Annotated in this window: 18 protein-coding genes; 11 read left to right on the plus strand and 7 right to left on the minus strand. The window is 73.5% G+C overall.

Annotated elements, in window-relative coordinates:
* Positions 1–5 precede the first annotated feature (5 nt).
* Positions 6–746, plus strand: coding sequence for an ABC transporter ATP-binding protein (locus AMK24_RS10090; RefSeq protein ID WP_073767259.1), 741 nt, complete (start codon positions 6–8; stop codon positions 744–746).
* Between the two features lie 55 nt (positions 747–801).
* On the opposite strand, the gene AMK24_RS10095 is transcribed toward AMK24_RS10090, so the two are convergent.
* Positions 802–2,019: an FAD-dependent monooxygenase gene (locus tag AMK24_RS10095; RefSeq protein ID WP_073767260.1), complete on the minus strand. Its 1,218-nt coding sequence runs from the start codon at positions 2,017–2,019 to the stop codon at positions 802–804.
* Positions 2,020–2,352: 333 nt separating this feature from the next.
* On the opposite strand from AMK24_RS10095, the gene AMK24_RS10100 reads away from it, so the two are divergent.
* The 4 genes from AMK24_RS10100 (at position 2,353) to AMK24_RS10115 (ending at position 6,860) form a co-directional block, all read left to right on the plus strand.
* Positions 2,353–2,694 (plus strand): PadR family transcriptional regulator, encoded by a 342-nt coding sequence (locus AMK24_RS10100; protein ID WP_073767261.1) that lies wholly within the window; start codon positions 2,353–2,355, stop codon positions 2,692–2,694.
* Positions 2,691–3,647 (plus strand): hypothetical protein, encoded by a 957-nt coding sequence (locus AMK24_RS10105; RefSeq protein WP_073767262.1) that lies wholly within the window; start codon positions 2,691–2,693, stop codon positions 3,645–3,647. Before AMK24_RS10100 ends, AMK24_RS10105 begins: the two co-directional genes overlap by 4 nt.
* 91 nt (positions 3,648–3,738) lie before the next feature.
* Complete coding sequence (locus AMK24_RS10110; protein WP_073767263.1) at positions 3,739–4,662, plus strand: phosphatase PAP2 family protein; 924 nt, start codon at positions 3,739–3,741, stop codon at positions 4,660–4,662.
* A gap of 644 nt (positions 4,663–5,306) precedes the next feature.
* Positions 5,307–6,860 (plus strand): sugar transferase, encoded by a 1,554-nt coding sequence (locus AMK24_RS10115; protein ID WP_199876407.1) that lies wholly within the window; start codon positions 5,307–5,309, stop codon positions 6,858–6,860.
* 71 nt (positions 6,861–6,931) lie between these two features.
* Here AMK24_RS10115 and AMK24_RS10120 read toward each other — a convergent pair whose 3' ends face one another.
* On the minus strand, positions 6,932–7,915 hold the full coding sequence (locus AMK24_RS10120; RefSeq protein ID WP_073767267.1) for a GDP-L-fucose synthase family protein: 984 nt from the start codon (positions 7,913–7,915) through the stop codon (positions 6,932–6,934).
* A 114-nt stretch (positions 7,916–8,029) separates the two neighbouring features.
* Between AMK24_RS10120 and gmd the strand changes: the two genes are divergently transcribed.
* The 4 genes from gmd (at position 8,030) to AMK24_RS10140 (ending at position 13,230) form a co-directional block, all read left to right on the plus strand.
* On the plus strand, positions 8,030–9,043 hold the full coding sequence (gene gmd, locus AMK24_RS10125; protein WP_073767269.1) for a GDP-mannose 4,6-dehydratase: 1,014 nt from the start codon (positions 8,030–8,032) through the stop codon (positions 9,041–9,043).
* A 356-nt stretch (positions 9,044–9,399) separates the two neighbouring features.
* Positions 9,400–11,658, plus strand: a complete 2,259-nt coding sequence (locus tag AMK24_RS10130; RefSeq protein ID WP_073767271.1) for a LamG domain-containing protein — start codon at positions 9,400–9,402, stop codon at positions 11,656–11,658.
* A gap of 4 nt (positions 11,659–11,662) precedes the next feature.
* A complete protein-coding gene (locus AMK24_RS10135; RefSeq protein ID WP_073767273.1) occupies positions 11,663–12,394 on the plus strand; it encodes a hypothetical protein in 732 nt (243 codons plus the stop codon).
* Positions 12,391–13,230, plus strand: a complete 840-nt coding sequence (locus tag AMK24_RS10140) for a glycosyltransferase family 2 protein (RefSeq protein ID WP_073767275.1) — start codon at positions 12,391–12,393, stop codon at positions 13,228–13,230. Before AMK24_RS10135 ends, AMK24_RS10140 begins: the two co-directional genes overlap by 4 nt.
* 12 nt (positions 13,231–13,242) lie before the next feature.
* Here the strand turns inward: AMK24_RS10140 and AMK24_RS10145 are convergent, their stop codons facing one another.
* Positions 13,243–14,406, minus strand: coding sequence for a glycosyltransferase (locus AMK24_RS10145; protein ID WP_073767277.1), 1,164 nt, complete (start codon positions 14,404–14,406; stop codon positions 13,243–13,245).
* Between the two features lie 107 nt (positions 14,407–14,513).
* Between AMK24_RS10145 and AMK24_RS10150 the strand changes: the two genes are divergently transcribed.
* Complete coding sequence (locus tag AMK24_RS10150) at positions 14,514–16,013, plus strand: hypothetical protein (RefSeq protein WP_073767279.1); 1,500 nt, start codon at positions 14,514–14,516, stop codon at positions 16,011–16,013.
* On the opposite strand, the gene AMK24_RS10155 is transcribed toward AMK24_RS10150, so the two are convergent.
* Genes AMK24_RS10155 through AMK24_RS10165 form a run of 3 tightly spaced genes read right to left on the minus strand, consistent with a single transcriptional unit; the run spans position 15,982 to position 20,170 of the window.
* A complete protein-coding gene (locus AMK24_RS10155) occupies positions 15,982–17,226 on the minus strand; it encodes a hypothetical protein (protein ID WP_073767281.1) in 1,245 nt (414 codons plus the stop codon). The genes AMK24_RS10150 and AMK24_RS10155 overlap by 32 nt on opposite strands.
* Positions 17,223–18,911, minus strand: coding sequence for a tyrosine-protein kinase domain-containing protein (locus AMK24_RS10160; protein ID WP_073767283.1), 1,689 nt, complete (start codon positions 18,909–18,911; stop codon positions 17,223–17,225). Before AMK24_RS10160 ends, AMK24_RS10155 begins: the two co-directional genes overlap by 4 nt.
* Entirely contained in the window at positions 18,908–20,170 is a 1,263-nt protein-coding gene (locus AMK24_RS10165) for a glycosyltransferase (RefSeq protein ID WP_073767285.1), read from the minus strand. Before AMK24_RS10165 ends, AMK24_RS10160 begins: the two co-directional genes overlap by 4 nt.
* A gap of 150 nt (positions 20,171–20,320) precedes the next feature.
* Between AMK24_RS10165 and AMK24_RS10170 the strand changes: the two genes are divergently transcribed.
* A complete protein-coding gene (locus tag AMK24_RS10170) occupies positions 20,321–20,770 on the plus strand; it encodes an adenylyltransferase/cytidyltransferase family protein (RefSeq protein WP_073767287.1) in 450 nt (149 codons plus the stop codon).
* Here the strand turns inward: AMK24_RS10170 and AMK24_RS10175 are convergent.
* Entirely contained in the window at positions 20,739–21,473 is a 735-nt protein-coding gene (locus tag AMK24_RS10175; RefSeq protein WP_073767289.1) for a CDP-alcohol phosphatidyltransferase family protein, read from the minus strand. The genes AMK24_RS10170 and AMK24_RS10175 overlap by 32 nt on opposite strands.
* Between the last annotated feature and the right edge of the window lie 49 nt (positions 21,474–21,522).

Raw genomic sequence — 21,522 nt, forward strand, 5'->3', positions numbered from 1 at the left:
GCCCGATGCTCGAACTCACCGGCCTGACCGCGGGCTACCACGGCGGCACCGTCCTCCACGGCCTCGACCTGACGGTCGCCGCCGGCACGGTGCACGCCGTCGTCGGCCACAACGGCGCGGGCAAGACCACCCTCGTCCACACCGTCGCCGGGCTGATGCGCCCGAGCGCGGGAACCGTCCGCGTCGACGGCCGCGAGGTGACCGGGCGCCCGGCGCACCGGATCGCGCGGGCCGGGATCGGGCTCGTACCGCAGGGCCGCCGGGTGTTCGCCGGGCTCACGGTGGAGGAGCACCTGCGGCTGTCCCACCGTCCGCCGCGCCGGGGCGACACCGCACGCCCCGGGGTCTGGACCCCGGCGCGGGTCCTCGCGCTGCTGCCCCGGCTGGGCGAGCGGCGAGGCAACCGGGGGGCGGAGCTGTCCGGCGGCGAGCAGCAGATGCTGGCGCTGGCCCGGGCGCTGCTCGGCTCCCCGCGGGTGCTGCTGCTCGACGAGCCGACCGAGGGGCTCGCGCCTGTCCTGGTACGGCAGGTGCACGAGCTGGTGGGGACGCTGGCGGCCGAGGGGCTCGCCGTCCTGCTGGTCTCCCCCAGCCCCGCGCAGGCCGTCGAGTGCGCCGACGCCCTCACGGTCCTCACCTCGGGGCGGACGACGCTGCGCCTGGCCGGGGAGGACGCCCGCGCCGACGCCACCGCGCTGCACGCGGCGCTGGAGCTGACGGCGGCGGGTCCGGGCCCGGGAGGCTGAGCGGCACGCGTCCGGCACGGACGGGCCCCGGGGGCCCGTCCGTGGTCCGCCGCGCCTACCCGGCCTTCATGCTGTGGCCGCCGAAGCCGCTGCGCCGGTCGGAGCCGCTGTTCTGCTCCTGCCACCAGGCGTCGAACCCGGACTGGTCCATGGCGGTCCAGTCGGGGGTGTTCTCGACCTGCGCGTGGCCCATCCGGCGCGCGAGCGCGACCATCGCGGCCCCGACCGGTCCGCGCCCGGCGTCGTAACGCTCCAGGACCTCCTTCCAATCGCCCCCGGCCGCCCAGGCGGCCTCCAGCGCCGTGGCGTCCTGGAGCGCCTTCACGCTGCCGCCGCCGATGTGCGGCCGGGCGACGCTGGCGGCGTCGCCGACGAGCACCATCCGCCCGGAGGCGTAGTGCGGCGCCGCCAGGTCGTAGATGGGCTGGATGAAGGTGGTTTCGGCGGGGGTGCCGAGCACTCTGGCGGCCCAGTAGGGCGGGAAGTTGTCGGCGACCAGGGCGCGAAGCCACTCGGTCAGACGGGAGTTGAGCCGTCCCGGCGGCAGCGACGTGGGGGTCCGGAGGTCGGGATGGAGGCCGTCCGCCCCGGGGGGCGCGGTGTAGAGCACCCAGTTGAGCCGGTGTCCGCCGCGACCGTCCGGGATGCGGTAGATCATGCAGTGGCCGCCGGGGAAAACGATGTTGTGCGCGTCGAGGCCGTCCGCGGGGAGGCCCGCGACCTCCGGCGAGGTCCCGCGCCAGCCGATGTATCCGGCGTACGCGGCGTCCGCACCGGGGAACATGGCCTCGCGGACGACGGAGCGGTATCCGTCCGCCCCGATCACGGCGTCGAAGCGCTCCTCGTACCCGTCCGCGAGCCGCAGCGTCACGCCGTCGGCGTCGGGCTCCACCCCGGTGACCACCGCGCCGGACCGGTAGGCGACCCCCTCGGGCACCCGGCGGCGCAGCTCGCTCCACAGCGACCCCCAGCTGTAGGCGCGGAAGGGGAACGGCTGCTCGCCGACGACCCGGCCGTGGTCCGCCTCACCGTCCCGTACGCTCCACACGCGCCGGGTCAGCGGCGCCCAGGGCATCTCGGGCGTCACGTATCCGGCTTCCCGCAGCTCGTCGTACCGGTCGCCGTGGAGGGCGATCCCCACCCCCCGGTCGCGGAGCCGGTCGTCGGCACGTTCCAGAACGGTGATCCGCTCGGCCCCGCCGCGGGAGGCGGCCAGAGCCGCCGCGCACCCCGCGATGCTGCCGCCGACGACGGCGATGCTGCCTCCACGCACGACTGGCACTCCACTCACTCGGTGTTCCGGGCGTTCCGGCCGCCGGCGGGAACGTGATTGCCGCAGCGGCGCGGCCGGGTGAATTCCCGCTGTCTCGGAGGACGTTGATCCGTGATCAACGTTCAGGACCCGAGCGTGATCCTATCGGGGAGCACCGGCCCGCGGGCCGCGCGCGTACGCGCTCGCCCGGAGTCGCCGGGCCCCGGGCGCCCCGGCGGCGTACGGCGCGCCCGCCGGCCGGGAGAGCGTGAGGCCCGCCGCGGGCGCAGAGGCGCTGACGGTGCTCGTCCAGGGCCGACAGATATACTTCGCAGCTCGATATATGCTCGGCGCATGACCAGACAGAATCCGCCCTTGTCGGAACCGCAGTACTTCATCCTCGCCGTGCTCATGGACGGCCCGCTGCACGGTTACGGCATCATCAAGGCCGCCGAGCGGGCCACCGAGGGGCGGCTCCGGATCGCTGTCGGCACGCTCTACGGCGCGCTGGAGCGGATGGAGCGGGCCGGGCTGGTGGCCGCCGGTCACGAGGAGATCGTGGACGGGCGGGCACGGCGCTACTACCGGCTCACCGAGGACGGCGCCGAGGCGGTCGCCCGGGAGGCGCTGCGCATGCAGCAGGCGGCGACCGTCGTCATCGGACGCACGCGGGATGCCGGAGCGGCCCCGGCATGAACCGTCTGCTGCTCGCGGCCTATCCCGAGCCCTACCGTTCCCGGCAGGGAGAGGAGGTGCTGGCCTGCCTGTCCGAGGCGTATCCCGGCCGCTCCCGGCCACCGCTGCGGGAGGTCGCCGCCCTGGTGCGCGGCGGCTTGCGGGCCCGCGCCCGTGCCGTGGCCGACGACACGGCCCGGCCGTGGTGGCTGGACGGCATCCATCTGGCCGCCCTGGTCCTCGCGGCGCTGGCGCTGGTTCCGTACCTGCAGGACGTATGGCACTGGGCCCTGCGCATCGACCCCGGAGAGCACGCCATCGCCTTCCGCTTCTCCGGCTGGTACCCGTGGGCCGAAGGTCCCACGCAGATACGGCTGCTGCCCTACGGGCTGCTCCCGCTGGGCTGTCTGATCGCCCTGCTGCGCGGCAGACCGTGGCTCGCGCTGCCGGCCGCGGCGGCCATGATCTGGGCCGGGGCCACGACCCACGGCCGCACCCTCTTCGGTGACGAGGGCAAGGCGGGCCTCGGCTACTACGGTCTCGGCGCCCCGATAACGGCCCGCGACCTGGCGCTGTCGGGGGCACTGTGCGCCGCCTGCGCCGTGCTGGCGCTCTGCCGTCCCGGCCGTCTGCGACGCCGCTCGTACCGCTGGCTGGCCCCTGTGGTCCTCGCCATGTTCGTGGCGGGGGGCCTGCACATCATCGCCGTCAGCCCGGTTTTCCAGCGCGGTCTGTTCGTCCTCGAAGTCACCATGCTGCTCGCCGCGTGGGCGGCGACGGCCGCCACCGGCGACCTCCGGTGGCTGATCCCCGTCGCGGCGTTCGCGCTCGTGCGCGTGCAGGCCGTCGTCGTCCGGCCGGACGCGTTCATGCAGTCCCTTCCGGACCTGGTCGTCCTCGTCCTGCTGATCGCCCCCCTCCCCGCCCTGGCGATCGCCGCCCAGCGCCGGCAGGGGCGGGCGTTCGCCGAATAGGAGCGGCCCCCGATGGGCCGCCGGGCCCCGCGGGCCCTGTCGTGCCGGAAGACCCGCGCGACCGCACTCCCCCAGAGAAGAAACAAGAGCGATGACTCAGAACGATTCCCCGCCCCTGCCCGCCCACCGCCCGGCGGCCTCCCGACAGGGCCCCGTCGCCCCCGACCACCCCGGCCCGTCGCGTACGGCACGGCCGTGGACGCCGACTCTGCTGTACACCCTGGGGTTCCTGACGGTCTACCTGCTCGCCGTCTGCACCCCGTGGGGGCAGCGAGCCGAGAACGCCCTGTTCCATCTGAGCACCAAGGGGAGCGAAGAAGCATGGATCTACCCGCTGTCGGGAGCGGCCTACGGCTCGACGCCCCTGCCTCCGATGGAACTGAGCGCCAAGCCCACCCTGATGGTGGGGCTGGCCGTCATCGTGGTCCTCACCCTGGTGCGGCGGTGCTGGCGGCAGGGGGGCGCGGCGCTCGGGGTCGTCGTTCTCACGACCGGAGGCAAGGAGGTGCTCAAATCGACCATCCTGCCCCGCCCCGATCTGGTGGGCGCGCCGGAGAATCTCCTTGACCAAGGTTTCCCCAGCGGGCACACGGCCATCCCCGCCGCGCTGACCCTCGCCGCCGTCCTCGTGGTCTCCCCCCGCGTCCGCCCCTACGTCGCCACGGCCGGTGTGCTCTGGCTCGCCTGTATCGCCGCCGCCAGTGCGACCATGGGCGGCCACCGGCCCAGCGAAGTGCTGGGGGCCGCGCTGCTGGCCTGTGCCTGTTACGGCCTCGCGACCTGGCTGCTGCCCCCGGCCGCCGTACCGGGCCCCACGCGGAGCCCCCGTGCGCTGCCTCTCGTCACCCTGACGGCGGCACTGGCCATCGCCCTCGCGTCCGGCGCCCGGGACGACTCCCTCATCAGGTCACTGGCCTCCGGGGCGACGGGGTTCGTCTGTGCGGCCCTGGTCCTGCACGCCGCGACGGGGCAGCCCGCACGCATCGCGCGCCGCACACGCCCCGCACGGGACTGACCGCGCGGCCGTAGGTCCCCGCCCCGCCCGCCACCCGGCACCGCGACCGCACCGGCCGGGCCCCGCCCCCATCCGCAGACGGCTCGGCCGCGGCGATCCGATCGTCATGGGCGCCCCCGCCCCCACCCGCACCGTGGGCCGCACGGGCCTCGCCGTGTTCGCCGCCGACACCACTGTGACGTCGGTAACTCCCGGAGCAGTCGCACTCGTTGACGCCGGGGCACTGGTCCACCGGCGCGCCGGGGGGCGCGCGGAGGGCGCACGGCGACGTCGCCGCCCCCGCACACGGCTTCCGGAGGCGGCGGGAGAGGGCGCGTCCCCAGCCCAGCACACCTCCCCGCCAGGGGGTTCGCGCTCTCCCGCCGGGAAGCACCGGAGCCGGAGCCTCCGCCGCCCGCCCGTGGGCGCCGACGGGCACAAGCGCTTACCGGCCCGGCCACCTGTCGGTTCCCTCCCCCCGGAGACGCCAGAAGGACGGTTGCGGACGATCGGAGGAGTCCGGCCGGAGTCGCCTGAACTTCACGGGAACTCCAGCGAAATGGCACGTGTGTGGATATCGTGCACCGAGCGAGGGCGCATCCGTCAGTCCATGGGATCGGCGGATGCGTCGCGTTTGGGGGGGTGCGACTGTGACTGGGGGGTCCATGGGGCATGTCGAGATACCTGATACCGAACTGTCCGGGCCGGTGGGGCTCCGGGGCGCGCCGCGCCCCCGGACCGCCACCTCCCGGAACCGTACGACAGCCGCGTTGGAGCGGCAGTTCAGGGCTCCGACGGCACGGCGCGAGGAGGCGAGCCGCGCTCCGGTCCGGCGCAGGCGGGCGCCCGGCCCGGCGCTCGCCTCGCTGACGGATCTGCTGGGGCTGGCCGGGCCGGCCTGGCTGCTGCTGCGGGCGGGCGACCAACCGCACCCGGTGGCCGCCGCCGCGGTGGCGGGGGTGCTGTGGGCCGGGCTGCGCGCGGCCCGGGGGCGGTACGCGGCGGGGCCGGGGGCCGAGACCGGCGGTGCGGTCGGCGCGCTCGGTGACTGGCTCGTCCTGATCGGGCTGCTGGCCCTTCTGCACACGGCCGCGGGCAGCCCGGTGGACCCGGCCGCGGCCGTCGTCGCCGTCGCACCGGGGCTGCTCGCCGCCACCGCGGCGACGGGGCTGCGCGCCTGGCCCCGCTCCGCACGCCGGGGCCACCGGACCCGCAGGGTGCTGCTGGTGGGCGAAGCGTCCTGCGTGGACCGGGCCGCCGAGCTGCTCTCCTCCCGCAGGGACCACGACTACCGGCTGGTCGCCGCCATACCGGTGGGCCCCGGCCAACTGGAGCTGGACGGGGTGCAGGTGCCGGGACGGCTGGCGTCCCGGCCGGCCGACGACGACGTCACGACGGTGCTCGGCGGGGTCTACGCCCATGCGGCGGACCTGGTACTGGTGGCCCCGGGGCCCCTGATGACCGGGGACCGGCTGCGTCGGCTCGGCTGGGGGCTGCACGACGGGGGCGTCGCCCTCTCCGTGGTCTCGGGGCTGTCCGGTGTGGCGGCCGAGCGGGTGCGCCCCGTCACCGCGGCCGGGCTCACCCTGCTGCACATAACCCCGCCCCTGCGCGGGGGCCCGCAAGCGGTGGTGAAGAACGTGCTGGACCGCACGGGGGCCCTGTTCGGGCTGCTGGTGCTGGCTCCGCTGCTCCTGGCGGTGGTGCTGAGCGTACGGCTGTCCTCGCGGGGTCCGGTCTTCCACCGGCAGGTCCGGCAGGGGCGGCACAACCGGCCGTTCACCATGTGGAAGTTCCGCACGATGGTGGCGGACGCGGAACAGCTCAAGGCGCGGCTCGCCGTGGCCAACGAGGTCGACGGTCCGCTGTTCAAGATACGCCGCGACCCCCGGGTGACACCGGTCGGACGGGTGCTGCGGCGCACGTCGATCGACGAACTCCCCCAGCTGGTCAATGTTCTGCTGGGTCACATGTCGCTGGTGGGGCCCCGCCCGCCGCTGCCGGAGGAGGCGTCGCGCTACGACGAGCGGGAGCACCGCCGGCTCGCCGTGAAACCGGGTCTCACGGGCCTGTGGCAGGTGAGCGGCCGCTCCGACCTGTCGTGGCAGGAGACCGTCTCCCTGGACCTCTGGTACGTCGACAACTGGTCGGTCGCCGCCGACCTGGGACTCCTCGCCCGCACCGTGCGCGCCGTCGCCGACGGCCGCGGGGCGTACTGAGAGCGGCGGGCGTGCGGATGCGAGGAGCACCACCGGGGCGCCGTCGCGAGGACCCTCACGGCGGCGAACGGTCATCGCCCCGACGAGAGGTGATCGAGCCACCAGGCATAGGTACGGGCGATGCCGTCGCGCAGCGGGATCCGCGGCGTGAAGCCGAGGGAGGTGAGGCGGGTGGTGTCGAGCAGCTTGCGGGGCGTCCCGTCCGGCTTCGAGGCGTCCCAGACGATCTTCCCCTGGTAACCCGTCACCTCCTGTACCGTTTCTGCGAGTTCGCGGATCGCGAGGTCTTCGCCGCAGCCGATGTTGACGGGTTCGTCGCCGTCGTACGCCTCCAGCAGGCGTACGCAGGCGGCGGCGAGGTCGTCCACGTGCAGGAACTCGCGGCGCGGGGATCCGGAGCCCCACAGGGTCACCTCGGGGGCCCCGTCCCGGCGCGCCTCGTGGAAGCGGCGGATCAGGGCGGGCAGGACGTGCGAGGTCTCCAGGTCGAAGTTGTCGCCGGGTCCGTAGAGATTGGTGGGCATGGCGCTGATGTAGGAGGCGCCGTACTGCCGCCGGTAGGACTGGATCTGGACGATTCCGGCGATCTTGGCGAGGGCGTACGCCTCGTTGGTGGGCTCCAGCGCGCCGGTGAGCAGGGCGTCCTCGCGGATCGGCTGGGGTGCGAGCCGGGGGTAGATGCACGACGATCCGAGGAAGAGCAGCCGCTCGGTCCCGGCCGCGTGCGCCCCGGCGATCACGCTGAGCTGGATGCGCAGGTTGTCCTCCAGGAACTGCACCGGCCAGGTGCTGTTGGCCATGATCCCGCCCACCTTGGCGGCGGCCAGCACCACGGCGTCCGGGCGGGCCTCCTTGAGGTACGCCCCGGTCCGCTCGGCGTCGCGCAGGTCGAGGAGGTCGCGGCCGCGGGCGACCACCTCGTGGCCGTCGTCGGCGAGGCGGCGGGCCACTGCGGAACCGACCAGACCGCGGTGGCCCGCGACGAATATGCGGGAGCCGGGACGCAGTAGGGGGCGGGCGGATTCCTGGGGCGGGGCGGGGAGTTCGGTCGTCATGGCTCGGATTGTGCCAGCAGAGAGGGACTGCGGTGACACTTTGCCGCAGAACATTCCAATTCCGAAATATCGGGGAACATCGCCGCCGAGGCGATCAGCAGAGAGGGGGGAATCGTGGCGAAGACCGCGCTCATCACCGGGGTGACCGGCCAGGACGGTTCGTATCTGGCCGAGTTGTTGCTCGACAAGGGCTACACGGTGCACGGGCTCATACGCCGTTCCTCAAGCTTCAACACCGAGCGGATCGACCACATCTACCAGGGCCCCGAGGAGCCGGAGCGCTCCTTCGTCCTGCACCACGCGGACCTGTCCGACGGTGTGGCGCTGGTGAACCTGCTGCGGGACATCCAGCCCGACGAGGTCTACAACCTGGGCGCCCAGTCGCATGTGCGGGTCTCCTTCGACGCCCCGCTGTACACCGGCGACGTCACGGGGCTCGGTACCGTCCGGCTCCTGGAGGCGGTGCGGGCCAGCGGCGTCCACACCCGGCTCTACCAGGCGTCGTCCTCCGAGATGTTCGGGGCCAGCCCGCCGCCGCAGAACGAGAAGACGCCGTTCCACCCGCGCAGTCCGTACAGCGTGGCGAAGGTCTACTCCTACTGGGCCACGGTCAACTACCGCGAGGCGTACGGCATGTTCGCGGTCAACGGCATCCTCTTCAACCACGAGTCGCCGCGCCGCGGTGAGACCTTCGTGACCCGGAAGATCACCCGGGCCGTCGCCCGGATCAAGGCGGGGCTCCAGGACCGGTTGCACCTGGGCAATCTGGACGCGGTCCGGGACTGGGGGTACGCGCCGGAGTACGTGGACGCCATGTGGCGGATGCTCCAGTGCGACACCCCCGACGACTACGTGGTCGCCACCGGTGAGGGCGTCAGCGTCCGGCAGTTCCTGGAGTTCGCCTTCGAGCACGCCGGGCTGGACTGGGCCGAGCACGTGCGGTACGACCCGAAGTACGAACGTCCCAGCGAGGTCGACGCGTTGATCGGCGACGCCTCCAAGGCCGAGGAGCTGCTGGGCTGGAAGCCCGAGGTGAAGTCGCGGGAGCTGGCCCGGATCATGGTGGACGCCGACATCCGCCGCCTGGAGGACCAGCTCTCCGGGGCCGCCGTCCGGGTGGACAGGTGACCCGGCCCCGCCGTCGTGTGCCCCGCGCCCCCGGCGGCCGGTCCGGACGGCTCCGCCGGGCCCCGCTGCCCTTACCGCTCCTCCGGAACCACCCGGCCTGCGCCCCCACGGGGTCCGCGGCCACCCACGACGCCCGGCCGGCGCTTCCCGCGCCCGGGTCCGGGAAGACCGCCGGCGCGACCGCCGACTCCACCGACCGCTCGGTGGAGCTCTCCGCGCCGGCCACGGGCGGGGCCCCAGGCCCCCTCCACCCACTCGCCGCGGCCGATCGCGGGGACACGCCGTCCCCGCGACGGTTCGGGCGGGGCAGCATCCGCGGCCTCTCGGCCGCAGCTCGAATCTCACCTCGGAGCTGAATGATGAACGGAAGTACGGGGCAGAGAAGCGGAGGACGCGGCCGTGTACGCGTCGCTTCCCTCGCTCTCGGCCTGCTGGCCGGAGCCCTGACCGCGACCGCGGGCGGGTCCTCTCCGGCGGCGGCGCTGACACCACCGGTCGCCATCACCGCGGACGACCTCACCACCTGGCAGACCAACGGCATCGTCTGGTCGATGGCGGCCGGCGACGGCGTCGTCTACGCGGGCGGCACCTTCTCCACCCTGCGGCCCCCCACCGCGGCCCCCGGCTCCGACGAACGGCCCGCGGTGAACTTCGCCGCGTTCGACACGGCGACCGGGGCCCCCACCGACTGCTCGCTCTCCTTCACCGTCTCGTCGGGGACCGCCACCGTCCGCGCCCTGGCGCTCTCCCCGGACGGCGAAACCCTTTACGCGGGTGGTCGGTTCGGAGCGGTCAACGGGGTCGGCGTCAGCAACATCGCGGCGATCGACACCGACACCTGCACCCCGCGGGACGACTTCAAGATCTCCGTGACCGCGACCGTGCGGGCGCTCGCCGCCACCGACGACACCGTCTACCTGGGCGGCGACTTCACCAGCGTCGGCGGGCAGACCAGGAACAGTTTCGCCGCCGTCACCACCGGGGCCTCCCTGCTGCCCTTCACCGCCGACGGCGACGAGGTCGGACGGGCCGTGGAGGTCACCCCGGACGGACGGCACGTGCTGCTCGGCGGGGACTTCTTCCGGATCAACGGCACCACCACCCACGCCCTGGCGGTGGTCGACGCCACCACCGGCCAACTGGCCAAGGCCTACCCGGGGTTCATCCACAACAACTCCACGGTCCAGGACATCACCACGGACGCCACCGGCTTCTACACCGGCAACGAGGGGACCGGCGGCGGGGTGTTCGACGGGCGCATCGCCCTGAACCTGAACGACTTCGAGCAGCGCTGGCGGGACACCTGCCTCGGCGCCACCCAGGCCGTCGCGGTCCACTCCGGTGTGCTCTACAGCGGCAGCCACGCCCACGACTGCGCCAGCATGGGCGCCTTCCCGGACCAGCCGCGCAAGCACCTGCTGGCCCAGTCGGTCGACGACCCGAAGCTGCTGCCCTGGTTCCCGGACACCAACGACGGCATCGGCGAGCCGGTCGGTCCCCGGGTGCTGACCGCGGCGAGCGGCGGGGGCAGCGACTACCTGTGGGTGGGCGGCGAGTTCACCACGGTCAACGGCCGCCCGCAGCAGGGCTTGACCCGGTTCGCGGACGGCCCCGACACGGGCGCGCCCTGGGTGCCCAACGTCAGCCTGTCCACCCTGACGCCGGGGCGGATCGACGTGAACTGGCAGACCAGCTTCGACACCGACGACGGTGAGCTGACCTACCGGATCTACAAGGACGGCTCCAGCACCCCCGTCCACACGACGACCGGCTACTCGGTCTTCTGGGACCGGCCCCAGCTGACCTGGACGGACACCGACGTCGCGCCGGGCGAGACCCACTCGTACCGGATCACCGCGAGCGACGGGCCCAACACCAGCGCCAAGTCCCCGGCCCAGTCCGCCACCGTGGCGAGTTCGACGGAGGCGTACCCGGCCCGCGTCAGGTCCGACGGGGCGAGCCTCTACTGGCGCTACGACGAAGGCGCGTCCACGTTCGCGCACGACAGCGGCGGCAAGCTGAACAACGGCTTCCTGCGGGGCGGCCCCGCCTACCGGCAGACCCCGGCGGCGGTCGCCGGACCCTCCACGGCGATCGGTTTCAACGGCTCCTCCGAGTACGCGTACAGCAACCGGCTGCACGCCGCACCGCCCCGGTTCTCGGTGGAGACCTGGATCAAGACGACCACCACCCAAGGCGGAAAGATCATCGGCTTCGGGAACCTCACCCAGCAGAACAGCACCCGGCACGACAAGCACGTCTACATGCGCAACGACGGGCGGCTCGTGTTCGGCGTCCAGAGCGGCGGGGCACGCACCGTCACCACCTCGGGCGCCTACAACGACGGCCAGTGGCACCATGTCGTCGCCACCCAGGGGCCCCTGGGGCAGGGGATGACGCTGTACGTCGACGGGCAGGCCCGGGCGTCGAACATCCTGGTCTCCGGCAACGAGAACTACCCCGGCTACTGGCGGGTCGGCGGGGACAACCTCTCCGGGTGGCCGAACCGTCCGACCAGCAATTTCTTCGAGGGGCAGATCGACGAGACCGCCGTCTACCCGACCACGCTGAGCGCTTCCCAGGTCAGCGCGCACTACGCACTGAGGAACGGCTGATCTCATGAGGAATCCGTTCCTGGCCTGCGCCGCCGCCGTCCTGGCGGCGGCGGCGCTGGCCGCCTGCGGCTCGTCCGCGGACGGGAACGACCCGGAGGCCGCGGGCGCTCGGCGCCCCGCGGCCTCCGGGCCCGCCGTCCCCGGCGCGCCCACCGCGTCCGCTCCGCCCTCCGCCGGGACCGGCGACAGCGGTGAGGAGAGCCGGGGGGCCGAGCGGCCCGCCCCCCGCACCGAAGGCCCGAAGACCCCGTCCGACGCGCTCACCCCGGCCACCGGGACCTTCACGAAGAAGCAGAAGGAGTACCTGGCGGACCGGGTGCCCAAGGGCATGGACCCGGCCGCCGTGCTCCAGACCGGACAGGAGACCTGCGACAAGCTCCGCTACCTGGTCAAGGCCGACCGCGACACGGCCGTCGGGGCCGTCGCCACCGGTGAGATCCCGGACGCGGCGGACGCGGTCGCCGGGCTCTGCCCCAAGCACCAGGACCTGGTGGAGGAGGCGGCGTACGCCTACCCGGACGGCACACACATCGGGAAGAAGCTCCGGCCGGGCGTCTACCGCTCCGTCTCCCCCACCGCCGACTGCTCCTGGCGGATCGCCGGAGCGGGCGGCGAGGAGCTGGCCGCCGACACCTCCGCCACGGGGAAGTCCCGGAAGATCACGATCCCGAAGTCCGCCCGCACGTTCACCTCCACAGGCTGCTACGCCTGGCTGCCCGAAGGAGACCGGGGATGACCGCAGGTACGCCGAAACTCCCGATAGCCGTGGCGATCCCCACGAAGAACGAGGGGCTGAACATCGCGGAGGCGGTGAGATCGGTGCTCGGCCACTTCGAGGCGGTCGTGGTGGTGGACTCCCACAGCACCGACGACACGGTCAAGATCGCCGAGGAGTGCGGGGCCGAGGTGATGTCCTACACCTGGGACGGAGGCCATCCGCGCAAGAAGCAGTGGTGCCTGGAGAACGTCCGCACCGACCTGGACTGGATCCTGCTCCTGGACGGCGACGAGCGGCTCAGCCCCGGGCTGCTGGCCGAGCTGCGTGAGGCGTTCCGCGATCCGGCGGCCCCCAAGCCGGCCGCGTACGACATCCCGCTCGGCTACTGGTTCTCCGGGAAGCGGCTGCGGCACGGATACACCATCCGCAAGCGGTCGTTGACCGACCGGACCCGCTGCCACTACCCGGAGGTCGGGGACCTGGACGCGCCGGGCATCGGGGAGGTCGAGGGCCACTATCAGCCGGTCGCGCCGAGCGTGGGCACGTTCACCCACCCCATCGAGCACCAGGACCTCGACCCGGTGACCGCCTGGTTCGAGCGGCACAACCGCTACTCGGACTGGGAGGCGTGGCTGGAGCACCACCCCCGGGTGAAGGAGCAGGTGCGCCAGGTCAAGTCGCGCCAGGGGCAGTTGTTCCACAAGGCGCCGTTCAAGCCGGTGGTGTCCTTCGCCTACATGTACCTCTACAAGCGGGGCTTCCTGGACGGCCGGGCGGGGTTCGACTTCGCGCTGGCGATGAGCTTCTACCGCTGGCAGATATCGCTCAAGTCACGCGAGAAGCCGCTGCGTTGACGGAGGGGCCGCTCATCCTCGCCTCCGGCGGACTACGTCCTCGTAGGTCCGCCGGAGGGTGGCGGTGACGGCCTCGATGGTGAACTGCCCGTTCACCAGCTCCCAGGCGGCCTTGCCCGCCTGCTCGGCGGCCTCCGGCTCCAGCAGTTCCAGGATCGCGTCGGCGACCTTGCGGGCGTTGGCCGCGTCCTCGCCGACCCGGCTGTCGATGACCCGTCCCGCCCCCGCCCCGGCGACGTCGGGCGCCTGCCCGCAGGTACGGGTGATGACGACGGGGGTGCCGACGGACATCGCCTCCAGCACCGAGACCGGGAAGGGCTCCTCGATGGCGGGCAGCACGTACACATCGGCCTCGCGCCCGGCGGCGAGGACCTCCTCGTGCTCCAGCGGTCCCACATGGTCCAGGGAGTCGGTGACGCCCAGTTTCCGGGCGAGCGCGAGGGTGCCCTCCAGCGCGCCGGTGTCCGGCCCGGCCAGGACGAAGCGGGCGTCGGGGTGGCGGGCGAGGACGTGCGGCATCGCGGCGACGAAGTCCTCGGGCCGCTTGCGCTTCTGGACGCGGGCGAGGTAGAGCACAGTGGGCGGCCGGCCGGGCCGGCGGGCGGGCTTGCGCTCCTGCGGACGGACGCCGTTGACCAGCCGTACGGTGCGGGTGAGCGGGACGGGAGCGGCGACGGCGTTCACGTCGACCCGTTCCATCTCGGTGAGGTGCAGGACGGCGTCCGCCTCGCGCAGCACCTTGCGCACCCCGAGAAGGTCGGTGAGCTGGGCGACCCTCTTCTCGGTGGGGTCGATCATGCCGTGGGTCTGGACGACCAGGGGCGTGCGGGTCGCGAGGGCGAGGAGCGCCGCCGGAAGGGTCACCAGGTCGCGCATCAGGTGCACATGGACGAGGTCGGCGCCGCGCATCATGCGGTACGCGGTACGCAGCAGGGACGCCGAGGTGATCCCGCTGACCTCGAACATCGGGAGCAGGTGCCGGGCCTGGAAGAGGTGGACCGGAACTCCCTCGACACGGCTGGGCAGTTCGCCGCCGGAGAAGCCGTCGCCGAGCGCCATGACGCGGGCGTCGTCGCCGTTCGCACGCTGGACCTTGGAGAGGTTGAACGCCACCCGGGTCGGACCGCCGAAGGCGTGGTCCGGGGTATGGAGCGTGACAACGTGCAGGATTTTCACCAGAGTTCCCCTCAACTACGGCTATGTATGCACAGCGTAGTCATCGGTCCTCCTCAAGCGGGCCGATTCGTTAGAGTGTGCAGCGGTTCACTGATCCGGGGGGGCGCATGACGTCGGTGCACACGTCGGCGCCCACGCCGACGCGGAGGAAGGCCGACGGGACGCCCGCGCGGCCCATCGCCTGGGCGATGCTGTCCCGGGCGGTGGCGGTCCCGCTCATCCTCGGACTGGTCTGCTTCCTGCCCGCCGTGATCGCCGCCCAGCCCGGCGCCGGGGTGCGGGACACCGCGTACTGGCTCCAACTGGTGCTGACCTGCTATGCGGGGGCCCGGCTCGCGACGATGATCCTGTCGACCCGGCGGCGGCTGCTCCAGGGCGTCTTCTGGATGTTCGTGTACATCGCGATGGGCGTGGCCCCGTTCGCCCAGGTGGTGATCGGCCAGACCCCGACGCCGATGGTGGGACCGCGCCAGGACCTGATCACGGCCATCGCGATGGTCCTGATGGGGTGCGCCGCCTACGACCTGGGGGCGCTGCTGGCCTCCCGGCGCCCGCTGCGGCGCCGCAGGCCCTCGGCCCGGAGCTGGGGACCGGCCGTGGCCCATCCCGTGCGGCTGCGGCTGCTGGTACTGCTGGCCTTCACGGCGAGCGCGTTCTACGTCCTGAAGCTGGGCGGGCCCGCCGTCTTCTTCTCCAGCCGGCAGGAGATCAGCGAGACCGTCGCGGCGAGCGGGGTCGTCGCCGAGGGCTCCAACGTCGGCTCGGCGTTCCTCAAGGGCTTCGGCCAGGTCCCGGCGCTGCTGGCGCTGCTCTTCTACACCCGCCGTCTGGCGACCTCCCGCCGGGCCCGGCGCGCCCCGTCCACGGTGCTGGTGTGGGTGGCGCTGGGTGCGTTGAACCTCGTGGTGAACAACCCGATATCCAATGCCCGTTACTGGTTCCTGACGGTGCTGATGGCGTTCGTGTTCACCGCGCTCCCCAGCAGCGCCGCGGTCTACCGCACGGTGCTGACGACGGGGGTGGTGGGGGCGCTGGTGGTGTTCCCGTACGCGGACAAGTTCCGGTACGACGAGGGCGGGCAGCGGCCGGCGCAGGCGGCCTCGGTCTTCGAGCCGCTGGTGACCAAGGACTACGACCAGATGGTGATGTTCGCCAACACCATCTCGTGGGTCGACACCCGGGGCCATACCTACGGCCGCCAACTGTCGGGCTCCGCCCTGTTCTTCGTGCCGCGCGCGGTGTGGAGCGGGAAGCCGGAGGACACCGGGGTCCGGGTCGGGCAGTGGATGGGGCTGCGGATGACCAATCTCTCGGCCCCGCTGTGGACCGAGTTCTGGGTCGACGCGGGCGCGGCGGGCATGGTCGGCGGCATGGCGCTGATCGGTTACGCGGCGGCCCGCACCGACCGCCGGTACGCGCTCGCCGTCACCCGGGCCGGACCCGGGCCGGGCAGCGTGCTGGCCATCGCCGCGCCGCTGATCGCCGGGTACACCTTCATCCTGCTGCGCGGCCCGCTGCTCCAGGCGGCGGGGAAGCTGGCCATCGCCGCGCTGTGCCTGCTGCTGCTCAGCACGTTCAGGGAGCAGCGGGTGAAGCGGCGGCGCTGACGGCGTCCGCCGGGTCCGGCCCGCGGCGCCGCAGCCGGGCCACCCTGGTCCAGGTGGCGGCCGCCTTGCAGAGCGATCCCAGGAACAGGCCCCAGGCCGCGCCCGGGACGCCTCCGACGAGGTAACCGCCCGCGAGGAACGCCACGGCGGTGAGGGAGAAGACGACCTGGAGAGCGAGGGTGGTGCGCGGGTCGAGCATGCGCAGGGCGAGCAGGCCGCAGGTGCCGGCCGCCATCGCGGCGTACTGGCTGCCGGTGGCGGGGAGCAGGGCGGCCGCGGCGGGCCAGGTGTCGCCGAGGAGCCGGCGGCCCGCGGCGTCGGGCAGCAGGGCGAGCACGGTGGCCCAGAGCGCGGCGGTCGCCGCGAGGACGGCGGCGAGGGCGGCGGTGGCGCGGACCCGGCGGCGTTCGTCGCCGATGCGGCCGAGCAGCGGGGGGCCGAAGGAGGTCGCCGAGGTGTAGAGCACGTTGAGCGGGCCGAACAGGGTGGTGGCCCCGCGCAGCGCGCCGATCAGGAGCGGGGTGCCGACCGCGCCGAGGCCGAGGACGGAGAGCTGGGCGGTCGCGTTGCCCACGCCGAACTCGACGGTGAAGCGCTGCCCGAGGTGCCCGCGCCGCAGCATCGGACGCAGCCGTACGCGGGCCCCCGGGGTGGCCCGGTGGAGGAGGACCGCCGACAGCAGGAGAGCGGGCAGGGCGGACAGGCCCCAGACGGCGATCAGGCGTGCCGGGGACGCGCCGTACGTCTGCGCGGAGAGCGCCGCGATCGCCCCGGCGAGCCTCAACAGGTCGGACAGCAGGGCGAGGTGGGGAAGCTGGAGGGTGGAGAAGGCGTACCGCACGGCGTCCTGTCCCAGCACCGCGGGGAGGACGAGACCGAGCATCGCCAGGCCCCCCGCCGTGCCGCCGGGGAGGAGGGCGCAGACCGCGGCGAGGGGCGCGCCGAGGGCCGCCGACGCGAGGAGGGTGAAGGCGACGGCGGAACGGCACGCGCTCCGCGCCTCCTCCCCCGCGCCGCGCCGGAGGACCAGCGGCTGCCCGGTGTACGCGCCCGAGGCGCCGAGGAGCACCGTGAAGACCAGGTAGACGGCGGAGAACCGGGCGAAGTCGGAGACGGTGGTCAGACGGGCGGCGGCCACCAGCACCAGGATGTTGGTGAGCGCCGCCACCCCCTGGTCGGCGACCGAGCAGAGGACGGCGGTGCGGGCTCTCACCGGCGCGCGGCCGGCGGGGTGAAGGCGCGCAGGCCGAGGGTTTCGGTGGGGTCGCCGGTCAGCTCGGGGCCGTCCGCCTCGGCCGCCGGGGTTCCGCCCCCGCCTCCGGAGCGGCGGCGGGGGGAGGCGGCCCGGCGCTCGGCCCGGCGCAGGCGCCCCCGGCTCGGGTGGAGCAGCGCGCCGAGGACGGAGCCGCCGGAGGCGCCGATGATCTCGCGGATGCGTTCCAGGTCGCTGCGGTGCACCTCGCGCGGGTCGCAGACGATCACGACGCCTTCCACCCGGTCGACCAGGGCGACCGCGTCCGCGTAGGAGAGGACGGGCGGGGCGAGGACGATGACGACGTTGCCCGGCCGGTCGGCCTCCGCGACGATGCGGCCGACCGGCGGGGAGGTCAGGGCGCGCGGGACGTTGTCGGCGGTGGTGCCGGGAATGAGGGCGAAGGCCCCGGAGCCGGGCACGTCCACGTTGGTACGGCCGCCGTTGGGCCAGGTGCGGTCGCCCTCCTCGGCGGCCCAGCGCGGCGGACGCATCTCGTGGGCGGCCTTGCCCAGCTCGCGGGCGAGGGTGGGGGTGCGCAGGTCGGCCTCGATGAGCAGGACGTCGCGGCCCATCTCGGCGAAGGCGGCGGCCAGGTTGGCGGCAGCGGCGGCCGCCGCCGCGTTGTCGCCGCGCGGCGCGGTGACCAGGAGTCGGCGGCGCTCGGCGAACGACGGGTCGTAGGCGAGCCGGAAGGCCACGGCCCGGTACTCCTCGGCCAGCCGGGAGCCGCCGCGGCCGATGGCGAGCAGGCCGTCGGCGGCGGTGCGTTCGCGGGGCAGGGTGCCGAGCAGCGGCGCGCCGAGGGAGTGGACGAGCTCGCGGGTGGAGCGTACGGCGGGGTCGAAGACGAGGCGTACCCAGGAGAGCAGCAGTCCCAGGGCGAGGCCCACGACCCCGCCGAGGCCGAGGAGCAGGAGCAGTCCCGGCCCGGTGGGCGAAGTGGGGGCGACGGGCTTCTTGTTGAGGTAGCCGGGGGTGGTGTCCAGGGCCTTGAGCTCGGAGATCTTCCGGCTCAGCTCGGAGATGGAGACGATGATGTTGGCGCGGGCGCTGGTGACGTCGTCGGCCGCGCCGGCGCCGGTCTGCTTCTCCAGCAGGTCGCGTTTCTCCTCCAGCGGACCGAGCTGGGCCCGGTAGCCGTCGGACATGTTCTGGATGCTCTCCTCGGTGCGCGCCTTGCGGTGGGTCAGGTAAGCGCCCGCGAGGGCTTCGGCGCGGGCGCGGGCCTGTTCGGGGTCGGCCGCGGTGTAGGAGAAGCGGAGGGTGAGGGTGTTGGGCGGGTTGGTGACCTGGAGGCCGGTGAGGAGCTCCTGGGCGGTGACGTCGTCGCCCGCCTTGAGGAGGGTTCCGGCGGCCAGGGTGCCGACGGTGTCGCTGACGGCGGTCTGGCGTTCGGAGCCGATGTTGATGCCCTTGTCGGCGGTGGCTCCGGCGGCGAAGGGGTCGGAGATCGCGGAGCGTACGAGGACCTCGCCGGTGGCCGTGTAGGCGTCCTCGCCGCCGAGGGCGAGGTAGCCGCCGCCGATCAGGCCGATGACGACGCCGGTGGCCAGCAGCGAGCGGTAGCGCAGAAGTTGGCGGAACTGGTCGCGCAGGAGCGCCGGTTCGTCCTGCTCGTCGGGGGCGCGGTGCGGCGGTGTCATCGGCGGTGGCTCCCTCGGGTGGCCGGCAGGACCTCGTCGAGCAGGGCGTCGAAGCGGGCGAGTCCCGCCTCCCGGCTCAGGTGGCGGGCGACGTAGCGGGGGCCCTCGGCCCCGAGGGCGTCGGCGGCCGCCGGGTCGGCGGCCAGCTTCCGCACGGCTTCGAGCAGGGTGACGGGGTCCTCGGGGGCGACGAGCAGCCCGGCCCCCGAGCGGCGGACCTCGTCGGCGGTGCCGCCCTCGTCGGCGACGGAGGCGATCACGGGTCGTGCGGAGGTGAAGTAGGAGGTGAGCTTGGAGGGGACGCTCATGTCGAGGACCGAGGCGCGCTGGGTGACCGCGAGGACGTCGGCGGCGGCGAGGACGTCGGTGAACTCCTCGGCCCCGGCGGGCTCCAGGAAGTCCACGTTGGGCAGCCGTTCGGCGCGGGCGCGCAGGGCGTCGCGCTGGTTGCCGCCGCCCATCAGGACGACGCGGACGTCGGGGGCGAGGCGGGCGGCGTCCACCAGGACCTCCAGGCCCTGCTTGAGGCCCATGTTGCCGGAGTGCAGGATCACCGGGGTGGACTCGGACCAGCCGAGCCGGGCCCGGGTCGCGGCCCGGTCGGCGGTGGGGCCCTGCACATGGGTCCAGTTGGGGACGATCCGGATGCGGCCGGGGTCGACGCCGAGCGCCCGGACGCCGGGCACGAAGCTCTCGTGGATGACGCCGACGAGGGCGGCCCCGCGCAGGGCGTACCGTTCGGCCGCCGCGGCGACGGCCGCGGCCCTGCCGCCGCCCCGGATGCCGCTCTGCGCCGCGGCGGCGCCCATCAGGTCCTGGACGACGGGTATGTGGGGGACGCGGTGGCGGCGGGCGATACGGGCTCCGATGACGCCCCCGGCGAGGCTGGGCATCTGGGAGACCACGGCGTCGGGCCGGCCCGGCGGCGGGGCGAACAGCCCGGTGGCCAGGACGCTCGCCTCGAACGCGGCGCGCTTGAGGGCGGTCTGACGGGGCGGCACGTAGTGCCGGCGTCGGTGCACGCCGACGCCGCCGCGTATCTCGACCGTCCGCCAGACGCCCCGGTAGCCCTCCTCCACCCGCCAGGACGGGTAGTGCGGCAGGCCGGCGAGGACCCGGACGCGGGCGCCGGACGCGGCCCAGTGCTCGGCCAGTTGGGTCGCGTAGGGGCCTATGCCGGTGAGCTCCGGCGCGTAGTTGGTCGACACCACCAGAAGGCGGCGGCCTCCGAGCGGACTGGTCCCTGAGACTTCGGACATCGGACGATCGCCTTCCCCCACGACAGCCGCTGTCCCCGACGGGGAACAGCCCGTGCCGAGCTTATCCGTTCACGGCTTGCACAAGTGTTCTTCACAGTAAGGTCGGTGGCACATCACCGGATCACGTTCACCGTGGGGGGAGAGATACGGATGGTGCAGCACAGGGTGGGTTACGCACCCGGGGTGTACGACCTGTTCCACGTCGGGCACCTCAACATTCTGCGGCATGCCCGCAGCCAGTGCGACTACCTGGTGGCGGGGGTCGTGTCGGACGAGATGGCCGCCCTGGCCAAGGGCCACACGCCGGTCGTCCCGCTCCGCGAACGCCTGGAGATCGTCCGCAGCGTGCGCTTCGTGGACGCCGCGTTCGTGGAGACCGTGCCGGACAAGGTCGAGACCTGGCAGCAGGTCCGGTTCGACGTGATCTTCAAGGGGGACGACTGGCGGGGCACGGAGAGGGGCCGGAAGCTGGAGCGCGACTTCGCCGAAGTGGGCGTGGAGGTCGTCTACTTCCCGTACACCGTGCACACGTCCAGCACCCAGCTCCGCCGGGCGCTGGACGTCCTCGTCAGCCGGCCCGGAGCGCTTTCAGCTCCCTGAACCACTTGGCGAGGAAGGCCGCCAGGAACAGCGTGTGCACCACCGCGAGCACGGCGTACCCGGTGCGGAAGGCCCCGGGTGCGCCGAGCAGCAGGAACACCAGGCAGAACACGCCGTAGTCGGCGGGCAGCAGTGCCACCGCCCGCGTCCGGGAGGCCGGCGCCGCCGGAACCGCCCACGAAGGGCCCCGGGCGCTCACCGCCGCCCTGCCGAGCTGTTCGCGCAGCAGCCCGGCGCAGAAGGTCACCACGGCGGCCAGCTGGAAGCCCAGCGGCAGCAGCAGCCAGGCGTCCGAGGGCAGTTGTCCGAAACGGTAGAAGGAGATCAGGACGGCGGTGTGGACGAGCAGCAGCTTGCCGCAGTCCACCACGTGGTCCAGCCACTCCCCGTCGGGCCCGCCCCGGCCGGTGAGCCGGGCGAGCTGCCCGTCCGCCGAGTCGAGGGCGAAGCCGACCACGAGGGCGGCGTAGACCAGGACGGCGAGCGTCCAGGACGGTTCGACGAGGGCGACCGCGGCCAGGGCGCCGTAGGTGAACAGCGCGCTCGCCAAGGTGACCTGATGGGGCGTCATACCCGCCCGGCAGGCCCCGGCCGCGAGCACGCGCCCGGCGGGCCGGTTCACGTACCGCGAGTAGAGCGAGACGCCCTTGGCGCTCTTCTGTGCGCCGCGCAATTCGCGCAGCACCGTGCCCGTGCTTCCCATACGCCCCCCAGCGTCCGGCATGGTCCGCCCGCATCATGGCACGTGGAGG

Origin of the sequence: Streptomyces sp. CB02366 (assembly GCF_001905905.1) — a bacterium.
In the GTDB taxonomy this organism is placed as follows: domain Bacteria; phylum Actinomycetota; class Actinomycetes; order Streptomycetales; family Streptomycetaceae; genus Streptomyces.

What these genes read in the sequence shown, in the direction of transcription:
- AMK24_RS10090 (WP_073767259.1), top strand. Translation starts at nt 6, where the DNA reads ATGCTCGAACTCACCGGCCTGACCGCGGGCTACCACGGCGGCACCGTC.
- AMK24_RS10100 (WP_073767261.1), top strand. Translation starts at nt 2,353, where the DNA reads ATGACCAGACAGAATCCGCCCTTGTCGGAACCGCAGTACTTCATCCTC.
- AMK24_RS10105 (WP_073767262.1), top strand. Translation starts at nt 2,691, where the DNA reads ATGAACCGTCTGCTGCTCGCGGCCTATCCCGAGCCCTACCGTTCCCGG.
- AMK24_RS10110 (WP_073767263.1), top strand. Translation starts at nt 3,739, where the DNA reads ATGACTCAGAACGATTCCCCGCCCCTGCCCGCCCACCGCCCGGCGGCC.
- AMK24_RS10115 (WP_199876407.1), top strand. Translation starts at nt 5,307, where the DNA reads ATGGGGCATGTCGAGATACCTGATACCGAACTGTCCGGGCCGGTGGGG.
- AMK24_RS10120 (WP_073767267.1), bottom strand. Translation starts at nt 7,915, where the DNA reads ATGACGACCGAACTCCCCGCCCCGCCCCAGGAATCCGCCCGCCCCCTA.
- AMK24_RS10130 (WP_073767271.1), top strand. Translation starts at nt 9,400, where the DNA reads ATGATGAACGGAAGTACGGGGCAGAGAAGCGGAGGACGCGGCCGTGTA.
- AMK24_RS10135 (WP_073767273.1), top strand. Translation starts at nt 11,663, where the DNA reads ATGAGGAATCCGTTCCTGGCCTGCGCCGCCGCCGTCCTGGCGGCGGCG.
- AMK24_RS10140 (WP_073767275.1), top strand. Translation starts at nt 12,391, where the DNA reads ATGACCGCAGGTACGCCGAAACTCCCGATAGCCGTGGCGATCCCCACG.
- AMK24_RS10150 (WP_073767279.1), top strand. Translation starts at nt 14,514, where the DNA reads ATGACGTCGGTGCACACGTCGGCGCCCACGCCGACGCGGAGGAAGGCC.
- AMK24_RS10160 (WP_073767283.1), bottom strand. Translation starts at nt 18,911, where the DNA reads ATGACACCGCCGCACCGCGCCCCCGACGAGCAGGACGAACCGGCGCTC.
- AMK24_RS10165 (WP_073767285.1), bottom strand. Translation starts at nt 20,170, where the DNA reads ATGTCCGAAGTCTCAGGGACCAGTCCGCTCGGAGGCCGCCGCCTTCTG.
- AMK24_RS10170 (WP_073767287.1), top strand. Translation starts at nt 20,321, where the DNA reads ATGGTGCAGCACAGGGTGGGTTACGCACCCGGGGTGTACGACCTGTTC.
- AMK24_RS10175 (WP_073767289.1), bottom strand. Translation starts at nt 21,473, where the DNA reads ATGGGAAGCACGGGCACGGTGCTGCGCGAATTGCGCGGCGCACAGAAG.